Below are 16120 nucleotides of genomic sequence, written 5' to 3' on the forward strand. Positions count from 1 at the left end.
GTGGCCGGAAGGTCACAAAAGCGAATAATTAACCATAAATTAAGCGCGCCTTGGCGCGGCCATTTTGTTGACGGATCAAAGGGATGGTAGTGAGAGAGTGAGCCGGACGGATCCGCGGCTCGACCATCGGGGAACCCGGTTTGACGGGGTTGGTCGAAAGCCGTGCGTTTTGGCGCGTCAGGGGGTCGTGCGGTAGCGACATGGGGTCGATCGACAAGTACATCTTCAAAACGACGCTGGCTTCGTTTGCGCTTGTCCTGGTCAGCCTCACGGGGGTGATCTGGATTACGCAGGCGTTGCGCGGCATCGATCTGATGACGAGCCAGGGTCAGACCATCCTCACCTTCCTCGGCATCACAGGTCTGGTCATCCCGGCGCTCGTTCTGATCATCGCCCCGATCGCGCTGATGATCGCGATCTCGCACACGCTGAACAAGCTCGCGACCGATTCCGAAATCATCGTGATGAACGCGGCGGGCTTCTCGCCGTTCCGGCTGTTCTATCCATTCTTCTATGCCACCTGCGTGGTGGCGGCGCTGGTCGCCTTTATCGGCGCCTATCTCGCCCCCGACGGCATGCGGCGTATTAAGCAATGGGATGCCGAGATCACCGCCGACGTGCTGACCAACATCCTGCAGCCCGGCCGCTTTGCCCAGCTCGACCAGAATCTCACGATTCGAATCCGCGAACGCCTGCCTGGCGGCGTGCTCGGCGGCATCTTCGTCGACGATCGCCGCGATCCGCAGGAGCGCGTCACCATCGTCGCCGACCACGGCACCGTGCTGAAGAACGAGAGCGGCTCGTATCTCGTGCTGGAGGACGGCAACCTGGAGCGATTCGAGGTCGGCAAGCGCGATCCGGCGCTGGTCGCGTTCCAGCGCTACGCTTTCGACATGTCGAAATTCTCCAATCAGGGGCGCGACGTCACGCTCGGCATCCGCGAGCGCTACCTCTGGGAATTGATGTCCCCGTCCGAAGACGATCCGGTCTACAAGCAGATACCCGGCCAATTCCGTGCCGAGCTGCATGACCGCTTCATGGCGCCGATCTATCCGTTCGCCTTCGCCGCGCTCACCTTCGCGTTCCTCGGTGCGCCGCGGACCACGCGCCAGAGCCGCAATTTCTCGATCGGCGGATCAGTGCTCGCGGTTTTCGGCCTGCGCATGGTTGGCTTCGCCTGCTCGGTGATGACGGTGAAGACCCCGTGGGCCGCGCTCGTCCAATACCTGATGCTGTTCGGCGGAATCGGCGTCGGTATCTGGATGATTGTCGGCGGCGTGGTCGTCGAGCCGCCGCCCGCCCTGATGGAGACGATCAACAGGAATAACGAGCGCATTGCCCGCTTCTTCCGACGCCCGGTGACCGCATGAGCATGGTCACAAACACGCTCGGGCGCTATTTCGCCGGCCGCTTCGTGATCTCGGCGGTCGGTGTGTTCGTGAGCATCTTCGTGCTGCTGGTGCTGGTCGACTATATCGAGATGGTGCGCAAGACGTCGGGGCTGGTCGACGTCTCGGCGATCACGGTTGCGGAAACCTCGCTGTTCCGGGTGCCGCAGCTCCTCGAGAAGCTGATGCCGTTCTGCGTGCTGATCGGCGCGATGACCTGCTACCTCGCTTTGTCGCGCCGGCTGGAGCTGGTCGTGGCGCGCGCGGCCGGCGTCTCGGCCTGGCAATTCATCTCGCCTGCTCTCGCCAGCGCGATCCTGCTCGGCATCATCGCGACCACCGCCTACAACCCGATCTCCGCGAATCTGCGCGAGCTGTCGAAACGGATGGAGGCCGAGCTGTTCGGCTCGGCACCGGGCGGCGGTATTCAGGACGCGTCCGGCTTCTGGCTGAACCAGATCAACAACGAAGGTCAGGCGATCATCAATGCGGCCCGCAGCGAGCAGCAGGGCGTGCGGCTGACCGGCCTGACCGTGTTCCGATTCGACACCGAGCTACAGTTCAAGGAGCGAATCGAGGCGCGCGAAGCGACTCTCGAAGAGGGACGCTGGGTGTTCAAAGGGGTACGCAGATACACCCTCGACAAGGCCCCGGTGGACCAGGACACCTTCTACCTGGCCACCACCCTCACCCCGGCCCAGGTTCGCAACAGTTTTTCGACCCCCGAAACTGTGTCCTTTTGGCAACTACCGAACTACATCCGTTCGTCGGAGAGCTCAGGGTTCGCGACCGCCGGCTATCGCTTGCAGTATCACAAGCTCATCGCACAGCCATTTTTGCTGGCTGCAATGGTGATGTTGGCGGCTTCCGTGAGCCTCCGCTTCTTCCGGATGGGCGGCGTGCAGAAGATGGTTTTGAGTGGCGTGGGTGCGGGCTTTCTGCTCTACGTGCTCTCGAAAGTAACTGAGGATTTGAGCAAGGCTGAGTTGATGCATCCCATCGCTGCGGCGTGGCTGCCTGTCGTTGTCGGCGGCCTCACCGGTTTCTTGGCCTTGCTGTATCAGGAGGACGGGTAGTGGCCGTTGTCGCCGCCCGCCAGTTGAGGTCGCCTGTGTTCGGGCGGCGCAGTGCCCTGCGCCGTTCTCGCAGCCGCATGGCCGCGCTTGGCGTCTCACTCTCCACGCTCGTCGCCGCATTTGTCGCGGTCGGCACGCTCGGCGTTGCCGTGCCGACGCCAGCCGCCGCGCAGAGCTTCACCTACAATCCGCGCCCGCCGAAGCCGACGCGGCCGCCGGCCAAGAATGACGGGCAGATGCTCGTCCAGGCCAACGAGGTCGATTACGACTACAACAATCAGCGCGTGTCGGCGGTCGGCAACGTGCAGATGTTCTACAACGGCACCAGCGTCGAGGCCGACAAGGTCATCTACGACCAGAAGACCAAGCGCCTTCACGCCGAAGGCAACATCCGCATGACCGATGCGGAAGGTAAGATCACCTACGCCAACATCCTGGATCTGAGCGACGACTACCGCGACGGCTTTGTCGATTCGCTGCGCGTCGATACCGAAGACCAGACCCGGATGGCGGCGACCCGCGCCGATCGCACCAGCGGCAACTACACCGTCTTCGAAAACGGTGTTTATACCGCCTGCGCCCCCTGTAAGGACGATCCGAAGAAGCCGCCGCTCTGGCAGGTCAAGGGCGCGCGCATCATCCATAACCAGACGGAGAAGATGCTCTACTTCGAGAACGCCCAGCTCGAATTCTTCGGCGTTCCGATGGCGTATCTGCCCTATTTCTCGACGCCCGATCCGACGGTGAAACGCAAGAGCGGCTTCCTGATGCCCGCTTTCACCACCTATTCGGCCTACGGTGTCGGCGTCGAAATCCCCTACTATTTCTCGCTCGCGCCGGACTACGACGTGACCTTCAATCCGCGCATCACGTCGAAGCAAGGCGTCCTGCTGCAGGGCGAATTCCGTCAGCGCCTGTCGAACGGCGCCTACCAGATCCGCGTCTATGGCATCGACCAGCTCGATCCCGGCGCCTTTGCCGGCCAGCCCGGCGATCGCCAGTTCCGTGGCGGCATCGAGACCAAGGGTCAGTTCGCGCTGAACGACAAGTGGACCTTTGGCTGGGACGGCGTGCTGCTGTCCGACTACTTCTTCATGTCCGACTATCGGCTGGCCCAGTACAAGGATCCGTTCGGGTCGTTCATGTCGCTGCCGACGGAAGCGATCTCGCAGCTTTACCTGACCGGCGTCGGCAACCGCAGCTTCTTCGACGCGCGCGCGATCTACTACCTCAGCTTCTCCGGCAACCAGGACAAGGTGCCGGTCGTCGCGCCGGTCATCGACTACAACAACGTGATCAACAGCCCGATCCTGGGTGGTGAGTTCAGCTACAAGATGAACTTCACCAACCTGACCCGCGAAACCGCGGTGTTCGATCCGATCACGACGCTCGCCAACGACCCCAATAACCCGTTGTGCACGCCCACGTCCGCCGATTCGATGGCGCGGACGCCGCAGCAGTGCCTGCTGCGCGGCATGCCCGGCACCTACACCCGCTTCACCGCCGAGGCGCAGTGGCGCAAGTCCTACACCGATCCGTTCGGCCAGATCTGGACGCCGTTCGTCAGCGTCCGTGGCGATGCGATCAACGCCGACATCTCGAACCAGCCCGGCGTCTCCAACTTCTTGCCGGTCGGCGACACCCAGACGGTCCGCCTGATGCCGGCCGTCGGCTTCGAGTACCGCTATCCCTTCATCAACGTGCAGCCGTGGGGCACCACCACGATCGAGCCGATCGCGCAGGTCATCATCCGGCCCAACGAGCCCGATGCCGGCAGACTTCCGAACGAGGACGCCCAGAGCCTGGTGTTCGACACCAGCAACCTGTTCGCGGTCGACAAGTTCTCCGGCTACGACCGCGTCGAGGGCGGCAGCCGCGCCAATGTCGGCGTGCAGGCCACCACGCAGTTCGATCGCGGCGGCAGCGTGAAGGCGATGTTCGGCCAGTCCTACCAACTGTTCGGGCTGAACTCGTTCGCGGTCGCCGACGTCACCAACACCGGCGTCGACTCCGGCCTGCAGAACGCCCGATCGGACTATGTCGCGAGCGTCGCCTACTCGCCGAACCGGACCTACACGTTCAGCGTCCGCTCGCGGATGGACGAGGCCACCTGGAACGTGAACCGGTTCGAGGCCCAGGGTAGCGCCAACTTCGATCGCTGGTCGGTCAGCCTGATGTACGGCAACTATGCGGCGCAGCCGGAACTCGGATATCTGACCCGCCGCGAAGGCCTCCTCGCCAGCGGCTCGGTGAAGGTGGCGTCGAACTGGGTGGTCCAGGGTGCGGCGCGCTGGGACCTTGAAGCGAACAAAATCAACCAGTATGTGGTCGGCGCAGGCTATGTGGACGACTGCTTCGTGCTGGCCGCCAACTATGTCACGTCCTACACATATCAAGCTGGCAGCACGCCGCCCGTTCTCAGCCACGCTTTCATGTTCCAGATCGGCCTGCGAACCATCGCGCAATCGTCGACGGCGAGCAGTTCGGCCGGCGTCCAATAGCGTAGAACCGAGCGTGGGCTGGCCGGGGCCCATGGCTCCCGAATGGGTTTAGACGGCTGACATGACGATGACGACAGCTAGCCTGCCAACTCGCCGCTATTCGCTCCTGCTGAGTTCCCTGCTGGCCCTCGTTCTCCTCCTCGGAGGCGGCGCTCGCTTGCACGCCCAGACCATCGCCGTCATGGTCAATGGCGATCCCATCACCAATTTCGACATCGAGCAGCGCGCCAAGCTGAACGCCTTGACCGGCACCAAGAATCCCGATCGCAAGGCCATCCTCAATGATCTCATCGACGAAAAGGTGAAGATCAAGGAAGCCAAGAAATTCGGCGTCGACCCTTCCGCCAGCGATATCGACCAAGCCTTTGGCGGAATGGCACAGCGGATGCGGCTGTCGGGCGACCAGCTCACCAAGGTGCTGGAAAGCAAGGGCATCCGACCGGACACGCTAAAGCAGCGCATCAGGGCCGACATGGTTTGGACCAGTCTGGTCCGTGGCCGTTTCAAGGAAAGTCTGCAGGTCGGCGAAAAGGACGTGAATACTGCCGTCAAGGCGGCCGGCGAGGCGGCCGACGCCGACGCCTTCGAATACAGGATGCAGCCGGTCGTCCTGATCGTGCCGCGCGGCGCGCCGCAATCCGAGTTCGAGGGACGGCGCAAGGAAGCGGAGAGCCTGCGCGAACGCGTGACCAGTTGCGAGGAAGCCAACTCGTACTTCAAGTCGATGCGCAATGCTGCGATCCGCGAAATCGTCGTGAAGACCTCGGCAGACCTGCCTCCCTCGCTGCGCGAGGTCCTGGACAAGACGCCGGTCGGCCATCTGACGGCCCCCGAGGTCACCAAGCAGGGCATCGAGATGGTCGTGCTCTGCGGGCGTCGGGCAACCACCGTCGATACGCCGAAGAAGCGCGAGATCCGCGAGAAGATGTACGCCCAGAAGTACGAGGCGAAGTCGAAGTCCTACCTGCAGGAAGTCCGCAAATCCGCGATGATCGAATATCCAGGCGGGCGATGATCGACTATCGTTGACGCATGGCCAAACCTCTCGCGCTGACATCCGGCGAGCCCGCGGGCATCGGTCCCGACATCACTCTCGCCGCATGGCTGCGGCGGCGCGAGCTTGATCTCCCGCCCTTCTACCTGCTCGGTGATCGCGTTTCCCTTGCCGAACGTGCCAAGGCGCTCGGGCTCACCGTCGAGCTTGCCGATGTCACCGCCGAGGAAGCATCCGCTGCGTTTTCGCGCGCCCTGCCCGTCGTTGCCACCGGCAAGGCTGCGACAGCACGACCGGGAAAACCCGACGGAACGAGCGCGGAGGCCGCGATGGCCTCGATCCGCCAGGCGGTCGCCGATGTCGTCGCCGGCAAGGCCGGCGCCGTCGTCACCAACCCAATCGCCAAGAACGTGCTGTATCGCGCCGGCTTCCGCCATCCCGGGCACACCGAATTCCTCGCGGAGCTTGCGGCCAAGGGAGCGCGCGCGCCGCAGCCGGTGATGATGCTGTGGTCACCGACCCTCGCCGTCGTCCCGGTGACGATCCACCTGTCGGTCCGCGAAGCGCTGGCGCAGCTCACAACCGATCTGATCGTGTCGACCGCGCGGATCGTCATCTCGGACATGAAGGCGCGGTTCGGCCTCCCAGCGCCGCGCCTTGCCATCTCCGGCCTCAACCCGCATGCCGGAGAAGACGGCACGCTCGGCCGGGAGGACATCGAGATCGTCGCGCCGGCCGTCGAGACCCTGCAACGCGGCGGGATCGCCGCCCGAGGTCCGCTGCCGGCCGACACCATGTTTCACGAGGCCGCGCGCAAGACCTATGATTGCGCGATCTGCATGTATCACGACCAGGCACTGATCCCGATCAAGACCATTGCGTTCGAGGACGCCGTCAACGTCACGCTGGGACTACCGTTCATCCGGACCTCGCCCGATCACGGCACCGCATTCGACATCGCCGGCACCGGCAAGGCCAATCCCGCGAGCCTGATCGCCGCCCTCCGGCTCGCCGCGCGCATGGCCGCTGCGGCGCCGCCGCGATGAGCGCGATCGACGACCTGCCGCCGCTGCGCGACATCATTCGCGAACATTCCTTGTCGGCACGCAAGTCGCTCGGTCAGAATTTCCTGCTCGACCTCAATCTCACCGCGCGGATCGCGCGCGCCGCGGGTCCGCTCGAGGATTCCACCGTGATCGAGGTCGGGCCCGGTCCCGGCGGATTGACGCGCGCGCTGCTTGCGCTCGGCGCCAAGCGTGTGATCGCCATCGAGCGCGACGAGCGGGCGCTTGCCGCGCTCGACTACATCGTCAAGCGCTATCCCGGCCGCGTCGAGATCGTGCATGGCGACGCGCAGCGCTTCGATCCGCGTCCGCTGCTCGATGGCGGCAAGGCCAAGATCGTCGCCAACCTGCCCTACAACATCGCGACCCAGCTTCTGGTCGATTGGCTCTCGATCGAGCCGTGGCCGCCCTGGTACGACATGATGGTGCTGATGTTCCAGCGCGAGGTCGCCGAGCGCATCGTCGCGCATCAGGACGAAGAGGCCTATGGGCGGCTCGCGGTGCTCGCCAACTGGCGGGCCGAGACCAAGATCCTGTTCGACATCTCGCCCGCCGCGTTCGTGCCCCAGCCGAAGGTCACGTCCTCGGTGGTGCGATTGATACCGCGCGCGGCGCCCGAGCTGTGCGACCGCCGCATGCTCGAGCAGGTGGCGGCAGCCGCCTTCGGCCAGCGCCGCAAGATGCTGCGCCAGAGCCTGAAATCGCTGTCGGTCGATCCGGCGCGGCTCGCCGCGGCCGCCCATGTCGATGCCACGCGCCGCGCCGAAACCATCCCGGTCACGGGCTTTGTTGCCATGGCACGTGAATTGGCCGATATACGGTCCACAAAATAGAACATCAGGAGAAAACGTAATGGCGCGTATGGTTCGCCAATCCCTCGTCAAATTCGATGCGCCGCTGTGCGAAACCATTGTGGACACGCCCAAGCCGCAGGGACGCGAGGTTCTCGTTCGCATCGAGCGTTGCGGCCTGTGCCATTCCGATCTCCACATCCAGGACGGCTATGCCGATCTCGGCGGCGGCAAGAAACTCGACACCACCCGCGGCATGACCCTGCCCTTCACGCTCGGCCACGAGATCGCCGGCGTCGTCGACGAGGTCGGCGCCGAGGTGTCGAAGGACCTGATCGGATCGAAGAAAGCCGTCTTCCCCTGGATCGGCTGCGGTCAGTGCCGCGACTGCCAGAACGGTGACGAGAACCTCTGCGTCAAGCAGCGCTTCCTTGGCGTGTCCATCGACGGCGGCTTCGCCACGCACGTCCTGGTGCCCGACGCGAAATACCTGCTCGACTATGATCCGCTTCCGGTCAATCAGGCCGCGACCCTGATGTGCTCGGGTGTCACCGCCTATGGCGCGCTGAAGCGCCTGGTCGATCGGCCGCGCCAGCGCAATCTGCTGCTGATCGGCCTCGGCGGCGTCGGCATGATGGGTCTGTCGTTCGCGCAGGCGATGTTCAAGCAGCCGATCACGGTTGCCGATCTCAGCCCCGCCGCACGCGAGACCGCGCTGAAGAACGGCGCGGCCGCCGCCTACGACCCGGCAGAGCCGGACGTGGTCAAGCGCATGCTGAAGGAGAGCGATGGCGGCTTCGACGGCGTGGTCGACTTCGCCGGCAACGAGAAGTCGATGGCGTTTGCGGTGTCGACGGTGGCGCGCGGCGGCAAGATCGTGGTGTCCGGCCTGATGGGCGGCAACTTCAGCCTGCCGATGGTGCAATGGGTCTACAAGCGCATGACCATCGAGGGCTTCATGGTGGGAACGCTGGCCGAAGGGCAGGAATTGATGGCGCTCGCCCGCGCGGGCAAGATCAGGCCGACGCCGATGAAGGAAGAGCCGATGGCCGACGTCCAGAAATGGATCGATGAATTGCGGGCCGGCAAAGTCGTGGGACGCATCGTCTTGAAGAACTAGAGCCTGATCGCGCTTTAGCGGACGTCCCGCCGGCCTCACCCAAACAACCGGGGAGGACGCGCATGAGGAGGAAACGTTCGACGTTCGCGGCATGGGCGGCGCTCGCGCTCGCCCTTGCCGCCACACCGGCCGCTGCGCAAACGCGTTATGGGCCCGGGGCCACCGACCACGAGATCAAGATCGGGACCACGACGCCCTATAGCGGTCCGGCGTCGGCCTATTCGGCGGGCGCCGTCTCGATCACCGCCTATTTTGCGATGATCAACGATCAGGGCGGCGTGAACGGCCGCAAGATCAACTTCATCAGCCTTGACGATGCCTACAGCCCGCCCAAGACGGTCGAGCAGATCCGCCGCCTGATCGAGAGCGACGAGGTGTTGTTTCTCGTCAATCCGGTCGGCACCGCGCCCAACATGGCCGTGGTGAAGTACATCAACCAGAAGCGGGTGCCGCATCTGTTCGTCGGCTCCGGCGCGACCATTTTCAACGATCCCGAGCACTATCCGTGGACGATGAGTTGGACGCCGCATTACGCGTCCGAAGGTGAGATCTACGCCAAGTATATCTTGTCGACGCTACCAGATGCGAAGATCGGGATCCTCGCGCAGAACGACGATCTCGGGCGCGACTACGTGATGGGCTTCAAGCACGGGCTCGGCGACAGGGCCGCGACGATGATCGTGTCGCAGCAAACCTACAACACCAGCGACCCGACGGTGGATTCGCAGATCGTGTCGCTGAAAGCCGCCGGCGCCAATGTGCTGTTCATCGCCTCGGTGCCGAAGTTTGCCGCGCAAGCGATCCGCAAGGCCTACGACATCGGCTGGCACCCGCAGGAATTCCTCTCCAGCGTCGGCTCCTCGATCGCGGGCGCAATCCGCCCGGCCGGCTTCGAGGCAGCCAAGGGCGTGATCTCGGCCGCCTACCAGAAAGACCCGGCCGATCCGCAGTGGAAGGACGATCCGGCCATGCAGGCCTGGAACGTCTGGATGGACAAATACAATCCGCACGTCGACAAGAGCGACTATTACGCGCCCTACGGCTACAACATCGGTTACGCGGTGGTGCAGATCCTCAAGCAGTGCGGCAACGACCTGACGCGCGAGAACATCATGAAGCAGGCCTCGCATCTCGACATGGAGCTGCCGTTGCTGCTGCCCGGCATCCGGCTGCGGACCTCGCCGACCGACCTGCGGCCGATCAAGCAGATGCGTCTGGTTCGATTTAACGGCCAGCGTTACGTGCTGTTCAGCGACGTGCTGGAGAGCAACTAGTCTCGGAACGAAACGGCGCACGAGTGGAACCGGCCAGGAACCTGGGAGGGACACGCTGTCCAACTCTCTTGCCACCGTAGCGCCGCAATTGCGCGATGCCGTGAGCCTCAATTAAGCCCTACCCGCTCCGGATTTGCGGCGCATTGCGACCCAACTCTTTACCGAGATTGGATCGCAAGCGTTTACGCAAAAGAAATACCGGGGACGTCAATGTCGAATCGTTCAGCAAAATTTGCTTCGGCGCTCGTCGCGAGCATCCTGGCCGGCGCAAATTTCACGGCCGTGGCGCAGAATGCGGCCACCACCGCGGATACCAAGACGGCCGACAGTTGCCAGTCCGCGCCCAAGGGACCGGCGGGCGCAGGAAAGCACTGGTATTATCACCAGGATCGCACGACCAAGGCCAAGTGCTGGTACATCGGTGAGGCCAAGAATAAGGCAACCAAGACCGCCACCGCGCAGCAGCAGCCCTCGCCCGAGGCAACGGCAGACGCCACACCACCACAGCCGCAAGCTCAACCACAGCCACAGCCGCAGGCTCAACCACAGCCGCAGTCAGCGATGCGCCCGTCGGTCGCCGACGCGCATGCCGAGTTGGCCTTGTCGCAAGCTGCAGCCGCGCCGGCCGCAACGCCTGAGGCCAGTCAGGCGGGCAGCAGCAACACGGCACCCGACACAAGCGCGCCCGCAACGCCCCCTGACGCAAATGCGCAGACGTCCGCGCGCTGGCTGGATGCGACGAGCATGGCCGGCTCCAACGGCACGCGGCACGCCACGCCTCAGCCTCCCGCACCCGAGCAGGCAGATGCGCAGCAGCCGTCGGTGAACGCCACTGCACCGGCCGCGCCCGCCGCGGTCGAAACGACGGCGGAGAAGACCTCATCCTCGACGCAGATGTTGCTGATCGTGATGGTCGGCGCGCTGGCGCTGGCAGGCCTCGTCAGTGCCCTCGTCCTCCGCCTGACCCGCAGGCGTACGCCGCCCTCCGATATCCAGGACGAGTGGCACGCACCATGGGACTCGATGCGTTCACCGGACCTGCCGATCCGCCTGGAATCTCCGCTTCGGCTGTCCGAACTGCCACCGCGCCGACCCGAGCCGCCGATGCCTCGCCGCGCGGTCGCGCGAAATCTCGATGAGACCGAGGATAGGAATCAGCAGATCACGGCGATGCTGCAGCGCCTGGCGCGCAGCACGGCCAATTGAAGCGGCTAGAGCTGGCGCTGCAGGCCGCGCACGAACTCGGTGAGTCCCGTGCGCCGCTCGCGCTTGAGCCGTTCCGCCTTCAGGATCGACTGTACCTCGGCGAAGGCATCGTCGACGTTCTGGTTGACGACGATGTAGTCGTATTCCGCCCAATGGCTCAACTCGTGCGTGGCGCGGTTCATCCGGCCGCGGATGACTTCCTCGGAATCCTGCGCACGGGTGTGCAGCCGCTTCTCGAGGTCGGCAGCCGACGGCGGCAGGATGAAGACGCTGACCACGTCGGCGCGCGCCTTCTCGCGCAATTGCTGCGTGCCTTGCCAGTCGATGTCGAACAGCACGTCCTGGCCGGCTGACAGCGCTGCCTCGACCGGCTGGCGCGGCGTGCCGTAGCGATTGTCGAACACGGTCGCCCATTCCAGCAGGTCGCCCTGCTTGGCCATCGCCTCGAACTTCGCTTTGTCGACGAAGAAATAGTCGCGGCCCTCGACCTCGCCCGGCCGCATCGGCCGCGTGGTTGCCGATACCGACATCTTCAGCCCCGGCATGCGGTCGATCAGCATGCGCGACAGCGTCGTCTTGCCGGCGCCCGAAGGCGACGACAGCACGAACATCAGTCCGCGCCGCTCCACGCCGTCAAAACCCTGCGACGTCATCGCTCACTCCAGATTCTGGACCTGCTCGCGGAATTGCTCGACCACGTTCTTCATCTCGAGCCCGGTGTTGGTCAATTCGAGATCGTTTGACTTCGAGCAGCAGGTGTTGACCTCACGATTGAACTCCTGCGCCAGGAAGTCGAGCCGCCGCCCGACGGGCCCGCCCTTCCCGATCATCTCGCGCGCCTGCGCAACATGCGAGGCGATGCGGTCGAGCTCCTCGCGGATATCGGCCTTGGTGGCGATCAGGATCGCCTCCTGGCTGAGACGGTCGGCGTCGAACCGCTCCGAGGTCTCCAGCAGTGCCGCGATCTGTTCGGCCAGCCGCGCCTTGATCGCCTCGGGTTTGCGGCCCGGGGCGGCTTCGGCGCGCTTGGCGAGCCGTTCGATCTCGTCCATCCGCTGCATCAGGATCTGGCCGAGTGCATCGCCCTCGCGGCGGCGCATCTCGACCAGGCTGCCGAGCGCCTGCTCGAAGGCTTTCGCGGCTGCATCGCGCGCCGCCTTGTCTTCTTCCTCATTCCTCTCGGGTTCGGCCACCTCGATGACACCCTTGATGGCGAGCAGGCCGTCGATGCTCGGCGCCACGGCGTCGATGCGCTGCGCCAGCGTACCGGCGACCTTCACGACGGCTTCCAGCACGTCCTCATTGATTCGGACGGTCTGCGCGGCATCGGTGCGCTTGACGCTGAGATTGGCATAGACCGTGCCGCGCGACAGCAACTCGCCGGCGCGCTTCTTGGCGAAAGCCTCCAGCTCGTCCCAGCCGGGCGGCAACCGTAACCGCAGATCAAAGCCCTTGGCGTTGACCGACTTCAGCTCCCACTCGAAGGTGTAGGGACCGCTTGCGCCATGGCTTCGGGCAAAGCCAGTCATGCTCGACAGCGCCATCGCGTGAAACTCTCCAGCAAAAGGATATGGGGCTCACCTGGAGCCAACGAGACTCCCTCGGAGCCTTGCGACCTTAAAACGGATTCCGTGAAAGTGGAATTACGTTCCACCCACGGGACATCGAAGCTCAGCGCTGCACGACCGGCGGCGAATTGGTCTGCTGGGCCGCCCCCTGGCGACCGCGCGGAGGCTTCCTCTGATTGGTTGGTTTCGGCGGCGTGGCCGCCGTCGGATTGGTATCGGTCGACCCCGGAGCCGCGGCCGCAGGCGGCGGATCATCCGCCGGCTCGACGGTGTCGTTCTGGATCTGCTTTTCCATCGTGCGCAGCTTGGCGACGTTCTTGGCGTGCTGATCGTAGGTTTCGGTGAAAGTGTGGCCACCGGTGCCGTCAGCAACGAAGAACAGATCGCGGGTGCGCGCGGGGTTGGCGGTCGCCTCCAGCGAAGCGCGCCCGGGATTGGCGATCGGCCCGGGCGGCAGGCCGTCGATCACATAGGTGTTGTAGGGCGACGGCTGCGTGATCTCGCTGCGCTTGATCGGGCGTCCCAGCGTGCCCTTGCCGCCGACCAGGCCGTAGATGATCGTCGGGTCGGATTGCAGCTTCATCCTCTGCCGCAGGCGATTGACGAACACCGCGGCGACGCGGCTGCGCTCGTCGGCGCGGCCGGTTTCCTTTTCGACAATCGAGGCCAGTGTCACCAGTTGCTCCGGCGACTTCAGCGGCGTGTCCGGATTGCGACGTTCCCAGATCTCGGCGAGCACGCGCTTCTGCGCCTGCTGCATGCGCTGGATCACCTGATCGCGTGTGGTGCCGCGCGGGAACTTGTAGGTCTCCGGCAGCAACGTCCCCTCGCGCGGAATCTCACGCACCGAGCCGGTGAAGATGTCGTTGTCGGAGAGCCGCGCCACGATCTGCTCCGAGGTCAGCCCCTCCGGAATGGTGACGGCATGCTGCACCACCTTGCCCTCGACGATGGTGGCGATGACGTCGCGCAGGCTCGCACTCTTCTGGAACGCGTACTCGCCGGGCTTGAGGTCCGAGCTTGCCTTCAGCGCGAACACGCTGCCGATGAAGGCCCAGGGATTGACGTTGATGACGCCCTCGCGCAGGAGCACGTCGGCGATGTCGCGCTTGCCGGCGCGCGCCGGGATGTTGACGATCTTGTCTTCCTGCAGCGGCCCGGGCGCTTCCAGCGTCTGCTTGCCGTAGTAGTAAGTCGCTCCGGCCCCGATCATCAGGATGATCAGGATCGTGAAGATCGCATTGCCGACGATCACGAACGGATTACGGGCACGATCCGAGCGCTTCGGCGGCGGCGGAACCTGCTCGGGCTCCAGCGCAGCACGCGGACTCCTCGGTGAAATGGGCGGCCTCTCACTCATCGATGCAAACCAAAATCCTGCCGGTTGAATCGTGGCCGGACAAACCCCTGCCCTGCCAATAGCATACGCCCGCTCTTAGGAGTCACCGCGGAATACGGCAAAACGGTGGACTAGTTCTAAAGACTTACAGCTAGATCACGCGCCGTACGATCACAGAGGCGTTGGTGCCCCCGAAACCGAATGAATTGGACAACGCCACATTGACGTCACGCTTGCGCGACGTATGAGGCACAAGGTCGATCGCCGTTTGAACCGACGGATTATCGAGATTGATGGTCGGCGGTACCACGTTATCGCGAATCGCAAGGATGGCGAAGATCGCCTCGATCGCGCCGGCAGCGCCGAGCAGATGGCCGGTCGCCGACTTGGTCGACGACATCGAGATCTTGGAGGCCGCATTGCCGAGCAAACGCTCGACCGCGCCGAGCTCGATCTCGTCGCCGACCAGCGTCGAGGTGCCGTGCGCATTGATATAGTCGATGTCGGCGGCGGTCAGGCCGGCGCGCTTGAGCGCCGCGCTCATGCTGCGGAAGCCGCCGTCGCCATCCGGCGAGGGCGAGGTGATGTGATAGGCATCGCCGGACAGGCCGTAGCCGATCACCTCGGCGTAGATCTTCGCACCGCGCTTCTTCGCGTGCTCGTATTCCTCGAGGATCACGATGCCGGCCCCCTCGCCCATCACGAAGCCATCGCGATCCTTGTCGTAGGGGCGCGAGGCCTTCTGCGGCGTATCGTTGAAGCCGGTGGAGAGCGCGCGCGCCGCGCAGAAACCGGCCATGCCGATGCGGCAGATCGGCGATTCGGTGCCGCCCGCCACCATCACGTCGGCGTCGCCGAGCGCGATCAGCCGCGCGCCGTCGCCGATCGCATGCGCACCGGTCGAACAGGCCGTGACCACGGAATGGTTCGGCCCCTTGAGGCCGTGATCGATCGAGACGTAGCCCGATGCCAGGTTGATGAGACGGCCGGGAATGAAGAACGGCGACACCTTACGCGGCCCGCGCTCCTTCAGCAGGATCGCGGTGTCGGCAATGCCCGAGAGGCCGCCGATGCCGGAGCCGATCAGCGTGCCGGTCGCGCACTTGTCCTCTTCGGACTCCGGATGCCAGTTGGCATCGTCGAGCGCCTGCTTGGCCGCGCACATTGCGAAGATGATGAAGTCGTCGACCTTGCGCTGGTCCTTCGGCTCCATCCACTGATCGGGATTGAAGCTGCCCTCGGTCCCGTCTCCACGTGGCACGGGACAGGCAATCTGGCTCGGCAGATCGGACACGTCGAACGTATCGATCTTCTTCGCGCCGCTCTGTCCGGCGAGAATGCGTGTCCAGGTTGCGTCGACGCCGCAGCCGAGCGGTGTGACCATGCCCAGCCCCGTGACGACAACACGTCTCATTTCAGAATCTCCGGCGCACAATGGGCGGCCAATAATAAGAAACCGGGGGACCGTTCGACAACGGTCCGTCCGGCTCCGTCAACTCCGCAAGAAGCGTCAGCTCTTCGCGTTCTTTTCAAGAAACTTGGTCGCGTCGCCGACGGTCAGAATCGTTTCCGCAGCGTCGTCGGGAATCTCGCAACCGAATTCTTCTTCAAAGGCCATCACGAGCTCGACCGTGTCGAGGCTGTCGGCGCCGAGGTCATCGATGAAACTTGCGCTATCGACCACCTTGTCGGGCTCGACACCAAGGTGTTCGACCACAATCTTCTTAACCCGCTCGCCAATCTCACTCATCGTTCAACCTCGTTGTTCCATTGGACCCGACCCCAAGACGATACGAGCC

At 64.2% G+C, this 16120-nt stretch carries 14 protein-coding genes; 9 read left to right on the forward strand and 5 right to left on the reverse strand.

The features are described from left to right. Positions 1 to 200 precede the first annotated feature (200 nt). The 9 genes from lptF (at position 201) to P6U30_RS20790 (ending at position 11414) form a co-directional block, all read left to right on the forward strand. Positions 201 to 1370 carry an LPS export ABC transporter permease LptF gene (lptF, locus tag P6U30_RS20750; protein WP_407164788.1) on the forward strand — a complete coding sequence of 390 codons (1170 nt, stop codon included), beginning with the start codon at positions 201 to 203 and terminating at the stop codon, positions 1368 to 1370. After that, positions 1367 to 2464: an LPS export ABC transporter permease LptG gene (lptG, locus tag P6U30_RS20755; protein WP_407164789.1), complete on the forward strand. Its 1098-nt coding sequence runs from the start codon at positions 1367 to 1369 to the stop codon at positions 2462 to 2464. The genes lptF and lptG overlap by 4 nt, the downstream gene beginning before the upstream one ends. Before the next feature lie 77 nt (positions 2465 to 2541). Continuing rightward, a complete protein-coding gene (locus P6U30_RS20760; RefSeq protein WP_407170499.1) occupies positions 2542 to 4965 on the forward strand; it encodes an LPS-assembly protein LptD in 2424 nt (807 codons plus the stop codon). 67 nt (positions 4966 to 5032) lie between these two features. Continuing rightward, positions 5033 to 5980 carry a SurA N-terminal domain-containing protein gene (locus tag P6U30_RS20765; RefSeq protein WP_407164790.1) on the forward strand — a complete coding sequence of 316 codons (948 nt, stop codon included), beginning with the start codon at positions 5033 to 5035 and terminating at the stop codon, positions 5978 to 5980. Positions 5981 to 5997: 17 nt separating this feature from the next. Continuing rightward, a complete protein-coding gene (gene pdxA / locus P6U30_RS20770) occupies positions 5998 to 7005 on the forward strand; it encodes a 4-hydroxythreonine-4-phosphate dehydrogenase PdxA (RefSeq protein WP_407164791.1) in 1008 nt (335 codons plus the stop codon). Further along, complete coding sequence (gene rsmA, locus P6U30_RS20775; protein ID WP_407164792.1) at positions 7002 to 7856, forward strand: 16S rRNA (adenine(1518)-N(6)/adenine(1519)-N(6))-dimethyltransferase RsmA; 855 nt, start codon at positions 7002 to 7004, stop codon at positions 7854 to 7856. The genes pdxA and rsmA overlap by 4 nt, the downstream gene beginning before the upstream one ends. Positions 7857 to 7875: 19 nt before the next feature. Continuing rightward, a complete protein-coding gene (locus P6U30_RS20780) occupies positions 7876 to 8934 on the forward strand; it encodes an alcohol dehydrogenase (RefSeq protein ID WP_407164793.1) in 1059 nt (352 codons plus the stop codon). Positions 8935 to 8996: 62 nt separating this feature from the next. Beyond that, on the forward strand, positions 8997 to 10208 hold the full coding sequence (locus tag P6U30_RS20785; protein WP_407164794.1) for an ABC transporter substrate-binding protein: 1212 nt from the start codon (positions 8997 to 8999) through the stop codon (positions 10206 to 10208). Positions 10209 to 10418: 210 nt separating this feature from the next. Then, complete coding sequence (locus P6U30_RS20790; RefSeq protein ID WP_407164795.1) at positions 10419 to 11414, forward strand: hypothetical protein; 996 nt, start codon at positions 10419 to 10421, stop codon at positions 11412 to 11414. A gap of 5 nt (positions 11415 to 11419) precedes the next feature. Here P6U30_RS20790 and gmk read toward each other — a convergent pair whose 3' ends face one another. The 5 genes from gmk to P6U30_RS20815 all read right to left on the reverse strand — a co-directional run bounded on the left by gmk (position 11420) and on the right by P6U30_RS20815 (position 16071). After that, on the reverse strand, positions 11420 to 12067 hold the full coding sequence (gmk, locus tag P6U30_RS20795) for a guanylate kinase (RefSeq protein WP_407164796.1): 648 nt from the start codon (positions 12065 to 12067) through the stop codon (positions 11420 to 11422). A gap of 3 nt (positions 12068 to 12070) precedes the next feature. Continuing rightward, the gene (locus P6U30_RS20800; protein ID WP_407164797.1) at positions 12071 to 12958 is read right to left on the reverse strand and encodes a YicC/YloC family endoribonuclease; all 888 of its coding nucleotides are present in this window, start codon (positions 12956 to 12958) and stop codon (positions 12071 to 12073) included. A gap of 127 nt (positions 12959 to 13085) precedes the next feature. Beyond that, positions 13086 to 14342, reverse strand: coding sequence for an endolytic transglycosylase MltG (gene mltG, locus P6U30_RS20805; protein WP_407164798.1), 1257 nt, complete (start codon positions 14340 to 14342; stop codon positions 13086 to 13088). Positions 14343 to 14472: 130 nt separating this feature from the next. After that, positions 14473 to 15735, reverse strand: coding sequence for a beta-ketoacyl-ACP synthase II (gene fabF / locus P6U30_RS20810; protein WP_407164799.1), 1263 nt, complete (start codon positions 15733 to 15735; stop codon positions 14473 to 14475). 96 nt (positions 15736 to 15831) lie between these two features. Then, positions 15832 to 16071: an acyl carrier protein gene (locus tag P6U30_RS20815; protein WP_139482977.1), complete on the reverse strand. Its 240-nt coding sequence runs from the start codon at positions 16069 to 16071 to the stop codon at positions 15832 to 15834. Between the last annotated feature and the right edge of the window lie 49 nt (positions 16072 to 16120).

Origin of the sequence: Bradyrhizobium sp. ORS 111 (assembly GCF_045571485.1) — a bacterium.
Taxonomy (GTDB): domain Bacteria; phylum Pseudomonadota; class Alphaproteobacteria; order Rhizobiales; family Xanthobacteraceae; genus Bradyrhizobium.